A 16,599-nucleotide genomic window follows, 5' to 3' on the forward strand; every position below is an offset into this window, starting at 1 on the left:
GCCGGTTGCGGCGGCTCTCGGGGCCCCGGGTGACGTGCCACATGGCGCGACTGTCCCGGTCACGACGCGCGCGCCGGCCCCGTCTGCGCCCGCGCACGCGGGGCCCGATGCGCGCCCGCGGGGGCAGTCTGTCCCCCGGGACAGCTTTTTAAAGATGTCTTTCAGGACATGTTATTGGCGGCCCGGTCGTCGGCGCCCCGCGATTTCGCTACTCTCCCGGCGTGTCGCGTCCGCACGCCGCGCTCTGGCTCGCCGGCCTCCTCCTGTGGGCGTTCGCCGCCCTGGCCGCGCCGGCCGCGGGCCTCGTGCTCGCCGCGGCCGAGCCGGGCACGCCGGTCCGGCTGCCGACGCTGCTGGCGATCGCCGGCGACAGCCTCGTCCTCGCGGCCGCGCTCGCCGGCCTGGCGCTCGCCCTCGCCTACCCGCTGGCGCGCGCGGTCACGGCTCCGTGGCTGCTGCTGTTCGTCATGATCGCCCCGCTGGCCCGGGCGATCGGCGCGCTCGCGCTGGGCCTGTCCCCCGGGACAGGTGCCGTCGCGCTCGCGCGGCTCGCCGGCGATGTCCCGCTGGCCGCCCTGCTGCTGCGCGCGCGGCTGCGGACCCGCCCGCGCAGCTGGCTCGACGCCGCCGCCGATCTCGGCGCCGGGCCGTGGCGGCGCTTCGTCACCGTCGAGTGGCCGCACCTGCGCCCCGCCTACGCGCTGGCCGCGGTCTGCCTGGTCTTGCTGGCCCTCGGCGACGCCACGATCGCCGCGGTCGCCGGCGGCGGCAAGCGCTTCACCCTCGGCCTGGCCCTGCGCGAGGCCGTCCTGCTCGACGCTCATCCGCGGCGCGCCGCGGCGATCGCCGCCCTGTTCGCCGCGATCGCCGTGCCGTGCGCGTGGGCGCTGGCCCGCGGCCTGCGAGCGGCCGGGCGCAGCCGCGACGACCGTCAGCCGCCAGCCGCCCGCGCCGGCCTCGCGGTGCTCGTCGTCTGCGCCGCCCCGATCGCCGCGCTGGTAGTCCCGGCAGTGACATGGCCTTTGGGACAGGGCGATGCCCTCCTGGCCGCCCAGCTGCCCGCGACCCTCGCCAGCGCCGGCGCCTCGGCCGTGCTCGCCGCGGCGCTCGGTTGCGTCACCGGCCTGGCCGCGCCCGCGCGCTGGAGCCCCGCGCTGCTGCTGCCGCTGGCGCTGCCGCCGGCGGTCTACGGCGCGGCGTGGCTGGTGACCGCGCAACAGCTCGGCTGGCGGCCCGGGCCGCTCCTGACCTTTGTGACATTGCTTCCGGGACAGGTTGCCATCGCCCACGCCGGCGCCGCCGCGGCCTTCGCCGACCTCGGGCGGCTCGCCGACGCTGCCCGCGACCTCGGGGCCGGGCCGGCCGCGCGCGCCCGCTGGTTGTGGTGGCCGCTGGCGCGGCCGATCGGCGCCGCGCTGGCGCTGGTGGCCTTCGCCCTCGCCCTCGGCGACGCCGGCGCGGCCGGCTTCACCTCCGGTCCTGGCGGCAGCACCCTCGCCGTCGGCCTCGAGATCCTCGGCCGCGGCGGCGATCTGGGCGCCGTGCCGCGCTGGGCGCTCGCCCTCGGCCTCGTGCCCTTGCTGGCGGCCGCGCTTGCTGCTCTCCTGCGCCGGCGATGACGCTCTCGCTGCGCGCGCTGACCAAATCCTACGCCGGGCGCCTCGCGCTCGCGGAGGTCGACGCCGAGCTGCCCGCGGGCGGCTACACCTGCCTCATGGGCGCCTCGGGCTCGGGCAAGACGACGCTGCTGCGGATCGTCGCCGGCCTCGAGCGCCAGGATCGCGGCAGCGTGCTGCTCGACGGGCGCCCGCTCGACGATCTGCCGGCCGAGCGCCGCCCGGTCCACACCCTGTTCCAGGACTACGCCCTGTTCCCGCACCTCGACGCCGCCGACAACGTCGCCTTCGCCCCGCGCCTGCTCGGCCTGCGCGGCCGCGAGCTGACCGCCCGCGTGCGGGCATTGTTGGCAGATGTCGGATTGGACATGTCCTTCGAGACACGCAAGCCCGCGGCCATGTCCGGCGGCGAGCAGCAGCGGCTGGCCCTCGCCCGCGCCCTGGCCGGCGAGCCGCGCTGGCTGCTGCTCGACGAGCCGCTGGCCGCCCTCGATCGCCCGCTGCGGGCCGGCCTGCGCCGCCTGCTGCGCGACGTCACCCGCCGGCGCGGCCTCGGCTGCCTGCACGTCACCCACGACCCCGAGGAGGCGCTCGCGCTGGCCGACCGCCTGCTCGTGTTCGGCGGCGGCCGTCTGCTCGCCGCCGGCGCCCCCGCCGCGCTCTACGCCGCCCCGCCCTCGCTCCCCGTCGCCCGCCTGCTCGGCGAGATCACCCCCGAGCCGGGCGGCGACGGCTGGCTGCGCCCCGAGCACCTGCGCCTCGCCGTCGGCGGCGCCTCGAAGGACATGTCCCCATCGACATGTCCCGAAGACCATGCCCTAAACGACATGCCCCATGGGCCTGCCGATCTGCCGCGAGGGTCAGGCGCCAGCGATCGCCCCGCCGCCCGCGCGCTCGGCACGGTGCGGGCCGTCGCCTGTCTCGGCGATCGCTGGGAGGTCGAGGTCGACATCGGCGGGCGCGTCCATCTGTCGCGGGTCCCCGGCGATCCGCGCTGCGGGCCCGGAGAGCCCGCCTGCGTGACGTGGGACCGTGCGCGCGTGCTGCGGTTCGCCGGGCACGAGCCCTGAGCCTGTGGCATGGTGCCGCCCATGCAGGGACTGAGCCGCCGCACCTTCCACCGCTTGCTCGGCGCCGGTGCGTGCGCCACCGCCTGCTCCGGCGGGGGCAGGACCCTCGCGCTCTACAACTGGGGCGACTACCTCGCGCCCGAGGTCATCGAGCGCTTCACCGCCGCCACCGGCTTCCGCGTCACCCAGGACTACTACCTCGCCGAGGCCGAGCTGGTGGCCAAGCTGGCGAGCGGCGCCGCCTACGACGTGGTGTTCCCGATCGACTACGTGCTCGAGCGCCTGCGCAAGCAAGCCCTCGTGATCCCGCTCGGGCGCGACAAGCTGCCCGGGCTCGCCAACCTCGACCCGCAGTTCGGCCCGTGGCTCGGCCCCGACAACCAGATCTACGCCGTCCCGTACCTCTGGGGCACCACCGGCATCGGCTACGACAGCGACCACGTCGAGGCCCCGACCTCGTGGAAGGCCCTGTCCGACCCGCGCTACGCCGGCAAGATCAGCGTCATCGACAGCAAGGGCGACGTCTTCGATCAGGCCCTGCTCGCCGCCGGCATGGACATCAACACCACCGACAAGCCGGCCCTCCGCGAGCGCGTGTTTCCCCTGCTGCAGGCCCAGAAGCCGCTCCTGCGCGCGTATGACAGCAACCCGGCGCGGGCGCTGGTGTCGGGCGAGACGTGGATCGCCCAGATCGACAGCGGCGACCTGTTCCGGGCCCAGAAGCAGCGGCCGAGCCTGCGCTACGCGATCCCCGACGAGGGCGCGGTGCTGTGGGTCGACTATCTGGCGATCCCCGCCACCGCGCCGCTCTCCGCCGTCGCGGCGCGCTTCATCGATTTCTTGCTCGACCCCGAGATCGCGGCGCTCAACGCCAACGCCCTGCGCTTCGCCACCCCGAACCTGGCCGCGATCACGCGCGGCCTCGTCGCCGACGCCGCCGACCCCGCGCTGTACCCCTCGGCCGAGACGCGCAAGCGGCTGTTCGTGTCGGAGAACTGGTTCGGTCAGACCGAGGCCGTCGTCGACGAATTGTGGCTCGAGCTGCGCCGCGCCTGAGCCCCGCGAAGGCGTCACGGCGCGGGCGTCGGAGCTGCCGATCCAGCAGCAGACCGCCCCGCTGGCGGGGCATACGCGCACGCTGTCGCCGGGCCTCGCTCAGCGGAACGGGAGGTAGTCGTGGATCCAGTGCGTGCCGTGGGTCGTCAGCGGCGCGGCGTGGGGGCGACGCTGCAGGTCGGCGACGATGCGGGCGCCATCGACCGTGCCGGTGAGCCGCAGGGTGTCGTCGCCGGTATGTTGATAGTCGAGCACGACGGCCAGAACGCCGGGGTGCGCGAAGCTCAGCGTGTGTGCCTCATCGTCGATCGTCAGCAGATACAGGGTGCCGGCGCCGTCGGCGGTCTGGATGGTGGCGAGGCCCTCCTGGTTGAGGGCGACGCGCAGCCAGCGGCGTTCGTCGGGCATATCGGCGTGGCCGTCGCCGGTGAAGGCGATCACGCGGTACACACCGTGCAGCGGTCCGATCGGGGCGAGTTCGCCGGTGCTGCGCATGAGGCCGAGGCAGACGACGAAGTGGTGGGTAGACATGCCGACGACCAGGGCGAGCCGGGTCCACCAGGCGGCGCGGCGCCACGCGCGGGAGGCGATCGGGAACGGGTCGGTCGTGCGCGCCGGGACGGCGTGGCCCCACAGCGCGGCGAGCAGACGGGTGAGCTCGGGGCCGGCGAGCAGCAGGGCGAGCAGCAGCAGGTGCGTCGCGTGCAGCTTGACCGGGACGTCGTAGCAATAGTTGAGGAGGACGACGTTCGTCATGACGACGACGGTCAACAGGGCGCCGGCGGGGCGGGTGCGGCGCCAGAACAGCAGCACGCCGGCGACGACCTCGATCAGGCCGGTGGCGCTCTGATAGGCAGGGCTCGCGCCCATCAAGCTCCACAGCAGCAGCGTCGGCGAGGTGTCGCCGAGCGGGAGGATCGCCCGCTCGGGACCGATCGCGGGCATCTGCGTGGGGATCAGCTTGTACCAGCCGTAGGTGAGCATCTCGAGGCCGAGGTACACGGCTGCGTAGGCCCGGCCGCGATCCATGGCCCGCAGCGACGGTTCAGAGGTACGTGTGACGAGTGGCCACAGCGTGGCGAGCACGCCGGCGAGCGCGAGCCGGGCGAGCGCTGAGACGTAGTAGTAGGCCTGATCGCCGGCGTCGCTGTCGATGCGCGGGACGGCCGCGAGGCCGATGCGGTCGCCGAGCCAAGCGACCAGCGCGAGCCACGGCTCCTCGTGGACGTGGACCCACGGCAGGACGAGATCGCCGAGCATCCACAGCGGGAACAGCAGGAGGTAGAGCAGGAAATAGGCGAGCACCCAGCGCCACAGGAAGGCGGATATGCGCGCATGCATGGACGACGGGGTCACCGGGCCTGCATACTAGAGTCCGCTACGAATTGTTCCGGGCGCAGGGTGCTGCGCGGGCACCTGTGCTTTAAAATTTCCTGGGACATATGACGCCCGGACGAGCATGGTCGCCGAGGTGGATGTATCTCGTGGCCAATCGTAGTGGCTAAATGCCAGCGTCCGGCGTTGCGACAAATGACGGGCTTACCCAGCTTGTCAATTTCGTCTGCGCGATCGAGGCTCTCGCAATGGGTGTAAGACGGCATCGATCGCGAACGCGGGGCCAGGGTGAAAAGCAGCGCATCCTGGAGAAGCCGTGGGGCGAATTCGCGGCCGCGACCCTCGATGTCTGCTCGTGCAGGGCCCGGCGCGGTCCTGCACCCGGTTGAGCTCCCCGCTCGCCTCCCGCCGGGCCGCCACCGCAGGTGTGGTAGGCTCGGCCGGAAAAACGGCCACGGCGGACGTTGCCGACGGCGAGTGTGTAGAATGCCAAATCACGACAGTCCTTCGACGCGATGGATTCACCGCATGCGGCCGCGGGCCCGGGCGACCGCCACGACCCTGCTGTTCGCCGGCCTCGCGGCATGCACCCCGAAGCCCGTCGCCCCCGTCGTTGCCCCTGTGCCCGCCGACGCGCCTGCGGCCGCGACCGCGCACGCCTCGCCCGCGCCCACGAACACCCCCATGCCCTCGCACGCCTCGTTATCATTCGACCACGTGATCCTCCCCGCCGGCGGTGAGGTCCGCGTCCTCGACCTCGTGCTCACCGCGATCGAGGTCCGCGAGGAGCAATACGACCACAAGCCCGGTCACGGCGACGTGCTGGCCGCCACCCTGCACGTCCGCGCGGCCGGCAGCCCCGCGCCGTCGACCCGGGACATGGCCGCCCAGAGCGACGCCCTCGTCCGGGTCCGCTCCGACGCCGGCGCCGGCGGCACGACCTGGCAGCATTACCGGTTCGTCGTCACGGGCGGCGACCGGAACGCGGTCGTGCTCGCGGTGACCCCGTTCTCCCGCGCCGGATCGGCCGGCGGCGCGCCCCTCAAGCTCGATGCCCGCGGCGGCATCGGTGCGGCGGCGGGCCTCGCCTTCACCGTGCTCGAGGTCGTCGAGAAGTTCATGAACGACGGCAACACCATGATGCGCGTGAAGCTGCACGTGCGGCGCGCGGGCACCCCGGCGCCCTCCGCTGCCGAGCTCGCCGACGAGGATTCGCGGGTGACGCTGACGTCGGACCCGGGCTCCGACACCACCACGTGGAACGGCTTCCGCATCGACTACCTCGGCGGCTGGCGCGACGAGGTCGAGCTGCGCATCGTGCCACCGGCGAATTGATAGCCCTGCGTCGCGGACCTGGCGATTCCGCAGGCCCGCGAATGCGAATCGGCGCATCCCGGAAGCCGCGCGGTTCCGTCCGACCGCGCCGGGGCCCCATGGATCGGCTCGCTGCTCAGCGAGCCCCCGGCCCTCCGCATGCGTCCCCCGATGATTCGCTGGCGGACTCCATCGATTACGAGCCTGCCGCGACCGATGATTGGGGTCACCGCTCCTCGCCGCGAGGCCCCAATTGCGGCCGCTACACTGCGACGATCGACCCGCGCGAATCGACGCCTTGACGCTATTTGCCGCCCGGTGATAAGGCCGCTGCCATGGCCATGACCCTGCAAAATTGGTGGTTCGTCCTGCCCTCCCTGACGCTGCTCGCCGCGCCCGCGTGCGGGGGCGACGGCGGCGCCACGACCGGCACCACCGGCACCGACGGCACGACGGAGCCCGGCACGACCGACGGCACCACCACCACGGGCAGCACCGGTCAGCCGGGCAACCCGAGCAGCCCGGCCACCAGCGAGACGCCGACCACCGACGGCACCACCCTCGAGCCCACGACCGCCACCACCGACGAGCCGGCGACCGTGACCACGGAGGAGCCGGGCACCACCACTACCACCGAGCCCGGCACCACCACCAGCGAGCCGGGCACCACTACCGACACCACCACCGGCACCACCGGCCCCGTCGAACCTGGCCCTGACCATATCCCCGAGATCCCCGACGACGGCATGCCCTCGTCGGCCCACTTCAAGAAGATCCCGCTCGGCATGTCCGACGCCACCCAGGGCTTCTGGGAGTACACCCCGCCCGGCTACGGCGGCGGCGAGAAGTACCCGCTGCTGGTGTTCCTGCACGGCATCGGCGAGAACGGCAACGGCGACAGCGAGCTCGACAAGGTGCCCAACGGCGGCGGCCCGCCGCGGCTGCAGAAGAACAACCAGTGGGACACCACCCTGCCGTTCGTCGTGCTCTCGCCGCAGCACCCCGGCGGCGGCTGCCCCGGCCCGGGCGAGATCCACTCGTTCATCGAGTTCGCGATGACGCACTACGACGTGAACCCCGCGCGCGTCTACCTCACGGGCCTCAGCTGCGGCGCGATCGGCTCGTGGGGCTACCTCGGCGATTTCCTCGACGAGCAGATCGTGGCGATGGTCCCGATCGCCGGCGACGGCAAGGGCGCGTTCAACAAGGCCAAGTGCGAGCTCGGCCGCGTCCCGATCTGGGCCTTCCACGGCGACGCCGACCCGACCGTCAACGTCAGCGGCACCATCGTCCCGGTGGAGGGCCTGCAGGCCTGCGACCCCAAGCCCGACGTCGAGATGGTGATCTATCCCGGCACCGGCCACGACTCGTGGTCCAAGACCTACGATCTGTCCGCCGGCCATGACATCTATTCGTGGCTGCTCGAGCGCTACAAGCAATAGCCCACCCATGCGCATTGTCCCCGCGCGCCCGCGAGGGCGCCCGCAGGGCCCTCGGCTCGCCCGACGAACGCCGCGCCTGCGACGTTCTCATCACGATCACCACCCGCGAGGCGAAGGCACTCGAGGCTGTCCCCAAGGACAGCTGGCGCCCTCGCCTACGGCGCGCGGCGGGCCGTGACGATCCAGGCGCATGATTCGAAGAGGACCCCCTCGCCGGTCTGGTGCGCGGCGAGGGTCGCGCGCAGCCTGCCCACTGCGCGCTGCGCCGCCGCCGACTCCATTCGCAGGAGCAGCTCCCGCGTCGAGATGAAGTCGCGCACGAGCTCCACCGCCGCGGACGCGTCGGGGCCGTAATAAACCGGCTCGCGCACCTCGGCGAAGGCGATGTTGGTGAAGCCAGCGGCGACGAGCAGGGACTCGACCGCGGGCGCATCGGCGAGCGAGAACGCATCCAGCGACCCTGGCGGCGGCCTGGCGCCCAGCGCCTCCTGGATCGCGGTGGCCCACTCGTTTCGCTCCCGGCTCTGCCACACCATCATGACCAGGCGCCCGCCCGGACGCGTCGCGCGGGCGATGTTCTCGAACGCGGCCAGCGGGTCGGCGAAGAACATGGTGCCGAACCGACTGAGGACGACGTCGAAGCTGCCCGGTGGCAACACATGGACCTGAGCGTCGCCGCGCTCGTAGGTCGCGTTCTGCACCCCCTCGTCCGCGGTGCGCCGGCGCGCGAGCTCCAGCAGCTCCGCGGAGACATCGATACCGACCGCGCTCCCGGGTGCCGCCGCCCGGGCCGCGTCGCGCGTGGACTGGCCGCCGCCGCAGCCGATGTCGAGCACGCGGTCACCCGGGCGCACCCCCGCCGCCGCGCGCAGCCGCTCGTTGTGACGGCGCAGCTCGGCGTCGTAATGGTCGATGACCCGCAGCCGTGGCCGACGCCGACGCCCGGCCTGCTCGAGCAAGCTGGCAAGCTCGACGGGGCGGCTCAGTGCCACACAGTGGCCGGCAGCGATCTCGTCGGGCACGACGCCGAGGCGCTCGGCCACCACGCGGCGCATGAAGGCGGGCGGGAAGAAGCGATCCTCGGTGCACAGGACGAAGCGGGTCGGCACCTCCGGCAATGCGTCGAGCGGCCACGGCGACGCCATCGCGGCCTTCGCCGGGTGCGCACGCTCCTTGCCCATCGCCAGGGTGGCCAGCTCGCGCGGCACGTCGTGGTAGAAGCAGACGTACGGGTCGTCGCTGCCGGTCACCCCGCCGTCGCGCGCGGCCTGCTCCTCGACCGCCTGCCGGTATCGTGTGTTCTGCCACCAGTCGCGCGGCGCCTCGCCCGGAGCGGGCACCATCCCGCTCACGAACACCAGAGCATCGACCGGGAGCCGGGCCGCGACCAGCGGGGCCGTGAACCCGCCGAACGACTGGCCCACGACGACCAGGTCCCTGCGGTCGCCGACGGCGGCGACCACCGCGTCGGCGTAGTCCTCGAGCTCGAGCGAGTCGTCGTCGCCAGGCAGGTCGGGGGCCACCACGTCGTGCCCGCGCGCCCGCAGCTCGGCCTCGACCAGGTGCCAGTACCAGCCGACGTCGCCGGCGCCGTGAATCAGTACGAAGGTGCTCATGCGATGCCCTCGGCGGAGGGTAGCGCGTTTCCTGGCGCCCGTGGCGACGACATCCCCAGCTCAGGCCGACGGGACGGAGCCGATGACAAACTCGCTGACGTCGCTGTGCTCCTCGCAACCGTTCAGGATGGCGCCGACGACCAGGATGTCGTAGTCGCGGCCGCCGGCGCTCAGGCTGCCACGATTACCGCTGGCGATCGTCACCGCAGGACCGTCGGGGTGGGTGAAGGTGAAAGCATATTCTTGGCGACATTCGCTGCCGCAGCCAGCGGAATCGAGGCTCGCCGACAGCGGGACGAGGTCCTCGCTGGACACGGTGAGGCCGTTGAATTCCTGGGCGGCGAGCACGAGATCGCCGCTGGCGAGGTCGCGGAGGGCGATAAACATCCCGGCGAGGAAATCGTCGCGCACGATGTCCAGCTGCACGTCGGTCAGGCCGTCGAGGCCGAGCTTGAAGTCCGCCGGGACCGTCAAATCGAGGGAGACCTGCTTGTCCGCGCACATCATCTCGAGCGAGACCTTGCCGGCGGCGTTGGATGCCTTGGTGACGGAGCACTCGTGGCTCCCCGTCAGGTTCATCGCGTCGGTGTACGTGAAGCTGGCGGCCTCGACGGCGGGATCGGCAGCCGGACAGGGCTCGAAGGTGTCGGTGTCGGAGGTCGTGTCGCTGTCGGTCCCTTCGCCCTTCGTGGGCGCGCAGGCGGCGAGGAGGGCGAAGGCGGCGGCGAAGATCGATGTGCGTGCCATGGTGCCGAAGGCCCTAGCAGCCGGTGTGCCGGCGCAAGTCACCCGGGATTGCAAGTCTTTGCAGTGCCAGTGCGGACCCGCATGACGGGCCTGTCTCCACGCCGGGGCGCGCGTGTCGCAATTCACGGGCGCAGCGTCGGGGACCGAGAGGCAGCACCCCGATCGCGCGCGCGACCACCGGTCGACTCTCGACGCGGAGTGAGGCGGACTCAGGGCGACGTCATCATCCACGGGCGCAACGGCAGCTCGCAGGCGCCGTCGCGGGAGTGTTAGGATGCGCGCCGGCTCGAACTGACGGCCCATGGACGACACGCACACATCGGCTCGAGGCAGGTTTACGCAGGCAGCTCGGCGGATGCGTGCGAGGTCAAGTACGGCGGTGCTGCTGGCCTGTATCGGCGCGGCGGGCTGCGACGAGCGACAGGCGGACGCGGCGAAGGCGGAGCCGACGGTCGGTGAAACGGCGGCGCTCGCGGCGGCGCTCGACGAGGCGGTCGCCAAGGCGATGGCAACGGGCAGCCCCGGGATGGTGGTGGCCGTCGGACGCGGCGACCAGGTCGTGTTCGCCAGGGCCTACGGTCTCGCGAACCTCGAGGACGAGGTCGCGGTCGCGGTCGACACCGTGTTCCCGATCGCGTCGCTCACCAAGCAATTCACGGCGGCGGCGATCCTGCTGCTCGTCGAAGAGGGCAAGGTCGGGCTCGACGACCTGCTGTCGCGCTTCGTGCCGGAGGTGCCGCAGGCGCACCGCGTCACGGTCGCGCAGGCGCTCGTGCAGACGTCCGGGATCGCCGATTACGCGGAAGATCGCGCGGGGGAGCACCTCAAATCGGTGCGCCGCACGCCCGAGGAGATGGCGAGCTGGATCGCCGGCTTGCAGCCGCCGTTCGCGTTCGAGCCGGGCTCGTCGTGGGGATACAGCAATTCCAACTACGCGCTGCTCGGACTCGTCATCGCGCGCGCGAGCGGCGAGTCCTATCCGTCGTTCCTGGCCCGGCGCTTGTTCGCGCCGGCGGGTCTGGAGCACACGGCGTTCGACGATCCGGCCGACGTCGTCCCGCGACGAGCGCGAGGGTATCGCGCCAGCAAGACCGAGCCCGGGCGCTACCACAACGCCGACTGGATCAGCCCGACGATGCCCGGACCGGCGGGAGGACTGCGCTCGACCGCGGGCGATCTGCTGCGCTGGCACGCGGCGCTGTTCGGCGGGCGGATCCTGGCCCCCTCGAGCCTCGCGCAGATGACAATTCCCGGGCGGCTGGCCGACGGGCGCACCACGAAGGCGGCGATGCCCGCGCCGATGCAGGCGGCGTGGGGCTCCGACTACGCGATGGGCGTTCTGGTCGGCTCGCCGGACGGACGGGACCGGGTCTGGCACTCCGGTGACATCGACGGCTTCTCGTCGTGGGCCGCGTATTACCCGGACCGTCGGATCGGCATCGTCATCCTGCAGAACAGCCAGTCGGCGGAGCGCAACGAGGCGGCGATCGAGCGGATCGTGCTCGACGCCCTCGGAACAGCGCCCCGCGCGGGCGAATGACGGCGCTCGCGTTCGCGGCGGCCGGTGTCGAGACGGCGCCGGGGTCGGCGGCGCCGACGATGCGACGGCTCGCGGGGCGTGTGGTACCCTGCGGCCTTCGTGCGAGTTGAAAGCGCCACCGAGCCGCACCCGCAGCGCAGCGGACGTCCGCTCTCGCCGGGCGACCTCGTCGCCGATCGCTACCGCATCGTCCGGGCGCTCGGGCGCGGCTCCTTCGGGCACACCTACCTCGCCGTCGACACCGCCGCCGGCGACCGCGAGGTCGCGGTCAAGCAGCTGCGCACCGACGGGGACAGCGGCTGGAAGGCGTTCGAGCTGTTCGAGCGCGAGGCCGCGGCGCTGCGGTCATTGCGTCACCACGGGATCCCCGAGATCTTCGATCACCGGCGCGAGACCGCCGGCGGCGCGCTGACGGCCTACCTGGTGATGGAGTACATCGAAGGGGTCTCGCTCGAGCAATGGATCGACGATGGCGCCAGCCTCGACCCGGCCGCGCTGCTGCGGGTGGCGCTCGGCCTGCTCGACATCCTCGAATACCTGCACGCCCGCGTCCCGCCGGTGCTGCACCGTGACATCAAGCCCGCGAACGTCGTCCTCCGCCCTGACGGCGCGCCGACGCTGGTCGACTTCGGCGCCGTGCGCACGGTGTTCCGCGCGGCCGAGGAGGGCGGCTCGACGGTGGTCGGAACTTTCGGCTACATGCCGATCGAGCAGACCATGGGTCAGGCCAGCCCTGCCAGCGACCTGTACGCCGTCGGGGCGACGCTGCTCCACCTGATCACCCGTCGCCCGCCGACGCAGTTCGCCTCGCGCGACGGCGTGATCGAGGTGCCTGCCGAATTGCCGGGCGGACCCGTCGTGCGCGGGGTGATCGCGCGGCTGCTCGCCCCGATCGCGTCGGCCCGCTATCAGTCGGCGAGGGAGGCCCGCGAGGCGCTGCTCGCCCCGGTCCTGGGCGCCGCGGCGGCGTCGCAGAGCGTCGCGCTCGCGCCGATCCCCCCGACGACGCTGGCCCTGCCGCCGACCCCCCGGGCGCTCGCGGGGGAGCTCGGTACCCGCTTCGAACGGGTGACCCTGTCGCCCATCCGCCTGCTGTTCTCCGACCTCCACCCGTCGCAGCCACTCTCGCTGGCCCAGCGCAGCTTGATGCTGCTGCTCGGGCTGATGTCTCTGGGCATCGCCCCGCTCATCTTCTGGTTCACGTGCCGTGCGCGGCGCACCCGGGCCCACCCCTTCTTCGTCCACGGCGTGCCGGTGTCCGGGCTCATCTTGCAGGTGCAGAGGACCGAGTGGATCCAGGTCACCTACGAGTTCGTGCACGCCGGCGCCACCCATCGCGGCGTCGACACCATCATCCCGGCGGTGGCCGGACGCTGGCAACCCGGCGATGCGATCGAGCTGCTGGTACTGCCCGAGCGCAACCACGACAGCATCATCGTCTCCAGCGCCTGACCTCGCATCCGCGACGCGGCTGGTGATTGACGGCCGGCACGGTCCGGCGGACGCTGAACTCCGGCACCGGCCACGACTCGTGGTCCAGGGCCCACGATCTGTCCGTCGGCCACGACATCGATTCACGACCGCTCGATCGCTACGAGCAATCACTCGCGCCCGCCAATACACATTATCACGACACGCCCGCCAGGACGGCCGCGCGCGCCGCATCTGCACCAGCGGAGGCCCGGCGCCGGCCGGCGCGCGTTTTCGTGGTATCGGCCGCGGCCCTCTCGTGGGTATGATCGACGGCCGTGACCGAGCCCCCGACGCAGGTCCCCGACGGCGCCGCCGCCGACGCGCGCACGCGCACGGACTCGCCCGAGCCGCCGGCGGTCCAGGCCCGCCCGGGCCGCACGCGCTCGCACCCCCGCGTGGCCGACGACGAGCCGGCCGCGCCGACGCGGATCCGTCACTTCACCGTCCTGCGCCAGGTCGGCCAGGGCGGCATGGGCGTGGTCCTCTCCGCCTTCGACGACGAGCTCGATCGCAAGGTAGCGATCAAGCTGATGCGCCCCTCCCAGGGCGACAGCCTCGGCCGCGCCCGCCTGCAGCGCGAGGCCCAGGCCATGGCCAAGCTGGCCCACCCCAACATCGCCCGCGTCTACGAGGTCGGCGAGTTCGAGGGCCGCGTCTACATCGTGATGGAGTACATCCAGGGCGAGACGCTGCGCGCCTGGCTGCGCCGCGGCCCGCACCCGTGGCGCGAGGTCCTGGCGATCCTGCTGCAGGCCGGCCGGGGCCTCGCCGCCGCCCACGCGGTCGGCCTCGTGCACCGCGACTTCAAGCCCGACAACGTCATGGTCGCCGAGGATGGCTTCGTGCGCGTCCTCGACTTCGGCCTCGCCCGCGCCGTCGAGGCCGCCGACGTCGCGCCGGATGCCGCCGCCCTGCCGCGCCTCGTCGCGCCGGTGCACCACAGCGTCGGCTCGCTCGCCGAGCCGTTGACGGAGGCCGGCACGCTGGTCGGCACGCCGCCGTACATGTCCCCCGAACAATTCGCGCTGCAGCCGATCGGCGTCGAGAGCGACCAGTTCAGCTTCTGCGTCGCGCTCTACGAGGGCCTCTACGGCGCCCGGCCCTTCAAGGCCCGCACCGCCGACGAGCTGCTGGCCCAGGTCGAGGCCCTGCCGCGCAGCGAGCCGCCGCGCGGCACCAGGGCCCCGCCGCGCCTGCGGCGGATCTTGCTGCGCGGGCTGGCAGCGCGGCCGCAGGACCGCTGGCCGTCGATGGCGGCGCTGCTGGACGAGCTCACCCGCGAGCCCGGCAAGCGCGCCCGCCAGTGGTTCTTCGGCGTCGGTCTCGCCGCCGCCGCCGCCGGCCTCGGCTACGGCCTCACCCCGCGCGTCGCGGCCCCGGAGGCGCTGTGCAAGGACGCCGCGAGCAAGTTCGCCGGCGTCTGGGACGACGCCCGCAAGGCCGAGCTGCGCCAGGCCCTGCGCGCCACCGGGGCCGCCGGCGCCGACGACGTGGCCCAGCGCGTCGAGGCCCGGCTCGACGCTTACGTCGGCGCATGGATCGCCATGCACACCGAGGCGTGCGAGGCTACCCACATTCGCGGCGAACAATCGCCGCTGCTGCTCGACCGCCGCATGGAGTGCCTGAGCCTGCGCCGCACCGAGGTCGACGTGCTCGCGCAGGGCCTCGCTACCGCCGACGCGGCCATGCTCGATCGCGCGGTGCAGGCGACCATGAACCTCGGCCGCCTGGACCGCTGCGCCGACGCCGAGGCCCTGCAGGCCGCCCTGCCGCCGCCCGAAGATCCGGCCCAGGCCGCCCAGGTCGCCGACGTGCGGGCCAAGCTCGCGCGCGTGCGCGTGCGCGGCAACCTCGGCCAGTACGAGGCGAGCCGCGGGCTGGCCGACGAGATCCTGCAAGAGGCCGCCGCTCTCGGCTATCGCCCGCTGCACGCCGAGGTGCTGGCCCGCCACGCGCAATTGCTCGAATACGCCGGCGACGCCGCGGGCGCCGAGAAGGCGATGCTCGACGCTTACTTCATGGCCGGCGCGGTCAAGCACGACGAGGTCCAGGCCGAGGCCGCCCTCGCGCTGACCTTCATCCACGGCGTCGAGCAGGCCCGCTACGACGACGCGATGCTGTGGGACCGCCACGCCGTCATGCTGCTCGACCGACTCGGCGCCCCGCCGCTGCTGCAGATCACCCGCCACACCGGCCTCGGCGGCGTGCTCGAGCGCTGGGGGAAATACGCCGAGGCCCGCGACCACCTCGAGCGCGCGCTGCAGCTCGCCGAGGCCGACGAGGGCCCCGAGAGCCACAATGCAGCGACCGTGGCGCACAACCTCGGCGGCGTCTATCTGGCCCAGGGCGATCTGGCGGCGTCCGAGCAGATGTATCAGCGCGCGCTCGCCAGCTATATGCATTTGCTCGGCCCCGAGAACCTCTCGGTCGCCGACACGCTCAACAACCTCGCCATGACCGCGCAGCAGGGCGGCGACCTGCCCGGCGCGCAGGACCGGCTGCTGCGCGCGCTCGCCATCTACGAGCGCAGCATCGGCCTCGAGCACCCGCGGCTGTCGATCCCGCTGGTCAACCTCGGCAGCGTGGCGGCGGCCCGGCGCGACTTCGCGGCCGCGCACGCCCACTATCAGCGCGCCCTCGCCGTCACCGAAAAGGCGCTCGGCGCCGACGACCTGGAGGTCGCCGAACCGCTGGCGGGCCTGGCCGAGCTGGCCGCGCTCGAGCGCCGCTGGGACGACGCCGAATCCCTGGCCGGCCGCGCGCTGGCCCTTCACGCGCGCGTGCAAGGCCCCGCCCAGCCGGGCCAGATCTTGCCGCTGTGCGCCCTCGGCGAGGTCGCCCTGGCCCGCCGCGAATACGCCGACGCCCGCGTCCACTTCCAGCGCGCGCTCGAGGTCGCCGAGGCCACCTACGGCCCGCAGGACAGCTCCACCGCCACCGCGCTCGGCGGCCTGGCCCGCGCCGCGATCGGCGAGCAGCAGCCCGCGCAGGCGCTGCCGCTGCTGGCCCGCGCGACCGCCATCCGCGATCAGCCGCACGGCCTGCCCCACGAGCTCGCGGCGCTGCTGTTCGTCGAGGCCCAGGCCCGCCAGCAAGCGCGCGACGCCGCGGCCGCCGACGTCGCTCGCCGGGCGCTGACGCTCTACACCACCGCGGGTGAGCGCTTCGCCAGCGAGCGCGCCGCGGTCGAAGCCTGGCTGGCCCACCCGCGCTGACGCTATTTACAGGTGACTCGCTGCGAGTCGAGGGCTGACCTCGACCGCGGCGGAGCGAGCCTTCGGCACTCGCTGCGGCGCGCTGCGTCGGCCCGCGGGCCGCGACTCGCCCATCCGCCTCATCGCCCTCGTTTCCCCTTCGGGTCGCCCCCGAAGCCACGTCGGCCGCGATCTC

General features: G+C 73.0%; 11 protein-coding genes and 1 pseudogene. 8 read left to right on the forward strand and 4 right to left on the reverse strand.

Annotated features, from left to right (window positions below):
* Window positions 1–221 precede the first annotated feature (221 nt).
* Genes POL25_RS26005 through POL25_RS26015 form a run of 3 tightly spaced genes read left to right on the forward strand, consistent with a single transcriptional unit; the run spans window position 222 to window position 3,742 of the window.
* Window positions 222–1,619, forward strand: coding sequence for an ABC transporter permease family protein (locus tag POL25_RS26005; protein WP_272088888.1), 1,398 nt, complete (start codon window positions 222–224; stop codon window positions 1,617–1,619).
* Window positions 1,616–2,686 carry an ABC transporter ATP-binding protein gene (locus POL25_RS26010; protein WP_272088889.1) on the forward strand — a complete coding sequence of 357 codons (1,071 nt, stop codon included), beginning with the start codon at window positions 1,616–1,618 and terminating at the stop codon, window positions 2,684–2,686. Before POL25_RS26005 ends, POL25_RS26010 begins: the two co-directional genes overlap by 4 nt.
* Window positions 2,687–2,707: 21 nt before the next feature.
* Entirely contained in the window at window positions 2,708–3,742 is a 1,035-nt protein-coding gene (locus tag POL25_RS26015; RefSeq protein ID WP_272088890.1) for an ABC transporter substrate-binding protein, read from the forward strand.
* A 99-nt stretch (window positions 3,743–3,841) separates the two neighbouring features.
* On the opposite strand, the gene POL25_RS26020 is transcribed toward POL25_RS26015, so the two are convergent.
* Entirely contained in the window at window positions 3,842–5,098 is a 1,257-nt protein-coding gene (locus tag POL25_RS26020) for a hypothetical protein (protein ID WP_272088891.1), read from the reverse strand.
* 696 nt (window positions 5,099–5,794) lie between these two features.
* Here POL25_RS26020 and POL25_RS26025 point away from each other — a divergent pair.
* On the forward strand, window positions 5,795–6,412 hold the full coding sequence (locus tag POL25_RS26025) for a hypothetical protein (protein WP_272088892.1): 618 nt from the start codon (window positions 5,795–5,797) through the stop codon (window positions 6,410–6,412).
* Window positions 6,413–6,726: 314 nt separating this feature from the next.
* Window positions 6,727–7,833 (forward strand): carboxylesterase family protein, encoded by a 1,107-nt coding sequence (locus POL25_RS26030; RefSeq protein WP_272088893.1) that lies wholly within the window; start codon window positions 6,727–6,729, stop codon window positions 7,831–7,833.
* Window positions 7,834–7,988: 155 nt separating this feature from the next.
* Here the strand turns inward: POL25_RS26030 and POL25_RS44995 are convergent, their stop codons facing one another.
* From POL25_RS44995 to POL25_RS26040, 3 genes and pseudogenes are all read right to left on the reverse strand, one after another.
* Window positions 7,989–8,756, reverse strand: coding sequence for a class I SAM-dependent methyltransferase (locus tag POL25_RS44995; RefSeq protein ID WP_373372128.1), 768 nt, complete (start codon window positions 8,754–8,756; stop codon window positions 7,989–7,991).
* 96 nt (window positions 8,757–8,852) lie between these two features.
* A pseudogene (locus POL25_RS45000) lies at window positions 8,853–9,449 on the reverse strand (alpha/beta fold hydrolase); the annotation flags it as partial.
* Window positions 9,450–9,509: 60 nt separating this feature from the next.
* Entirely contained in the window at window positions 9,510–10,196 is a 687-nt protein-coding gene (locus POL25_RS26040; protein WP_272088895.1) for a hypothetical protein, read from the reverse strand.
* Between the two features lie 301 nt (window positions 10,197–10,497).
* Here POL25_RS26040 and POL25_RS26045 point away from each other — a divergent pair, with 301 nt between their 5' ends.
* The 3 genes from POL25_RS26045 to POL25_RS26055 all read left to right on the forward strand — a co-directional run bounded on the left by POL25_RS26045 (window position 10,498) and on the right by POL25_RS26055 (window position 16,424).
* Window positions 10,498–11,736, forward strand: coding sequence for a serine hydrolase domain-containing protein (locus tag POL25_RS26045; protein ID WP_272088896.1), 1,239 nt, complete (start codon window positions 10,498–10,500; stop codon window positions 11,734–11,736).
* 99 nt (window positions 11,737–11,835) lie between these two features.
* Window positions 11,836–13,188, forward strand: coding sequence for a serine/threonine-protein kinase (locus tag POL25_RS26050; RefSeq protein ID WP_272088897.1), 1,353 nt, complete (start codon window positions 11,836–11,838; stop codon window positions 13,186–13,188).
* 296 nt (window positions 13,189–13,484) lie between these two features.
* Window positions 13,485–16,424 (forward strand): serine/threonine-protein kinase, encoded by a 2,940-nt coding sequence (locus tag POL25_RS26055; protein ID WP_272088898.1) that lies wholly within the window; start codon window positions 13,485–13,487, stop codon window positions 16,422–16,424.
* Window positions 16,425–16,599: the final 175 nt, after the last annotated feature.

Source organism: Nannocystis bainbridge (assembly GCF_028368995.1).
GTDB classification, from domain to species: Bacteria; Myxococcota_A; Polyangia; order Nannocystales; family Nannocystaceae; genus Nannocystis; species Nannocystis bainbridge.

Excerpts from the sequence above, each read along its gene's own strand:
- POL25_RS26010 (WP_272088889.1), top strand. The coding sequence starts at position 1,616 with ATGACGCTCTCGCTGCGCGCGCTGACCAAATCCTACGCCGGGCGCCTC.
- POL25_RS26030 (WP_272088893.1), top strand. The coding sequence starts at position 6,727 with ATGGCCATGACCCTGCAAAATTGGTGGTTCGTCCTGCCCTCCCTGACG.
- POL25_RS26040 (WP_272088895.1), bottom strand. The coding sequence starts at position 10,196 with ATGGCACGCACATCGATCTTCGCCGCCGCCTTCGCCCTCCTCGCCGCC.
- POL25_RS26045 (WP_272088896.1), top strand. The coding sequence starts at position 10,498 with ATGGACGACACGCACACATCGGCTCGAGGCAGGTTTACGCAGGCAGCT.
- POL25_RS26015 (WP_272088890.1), top strand. The coding sequence starts at position 2,708 with ATGCAGGGACTGAGCCGCCGCACCTTCCACCGCTTGCTCGGCGCCGGT.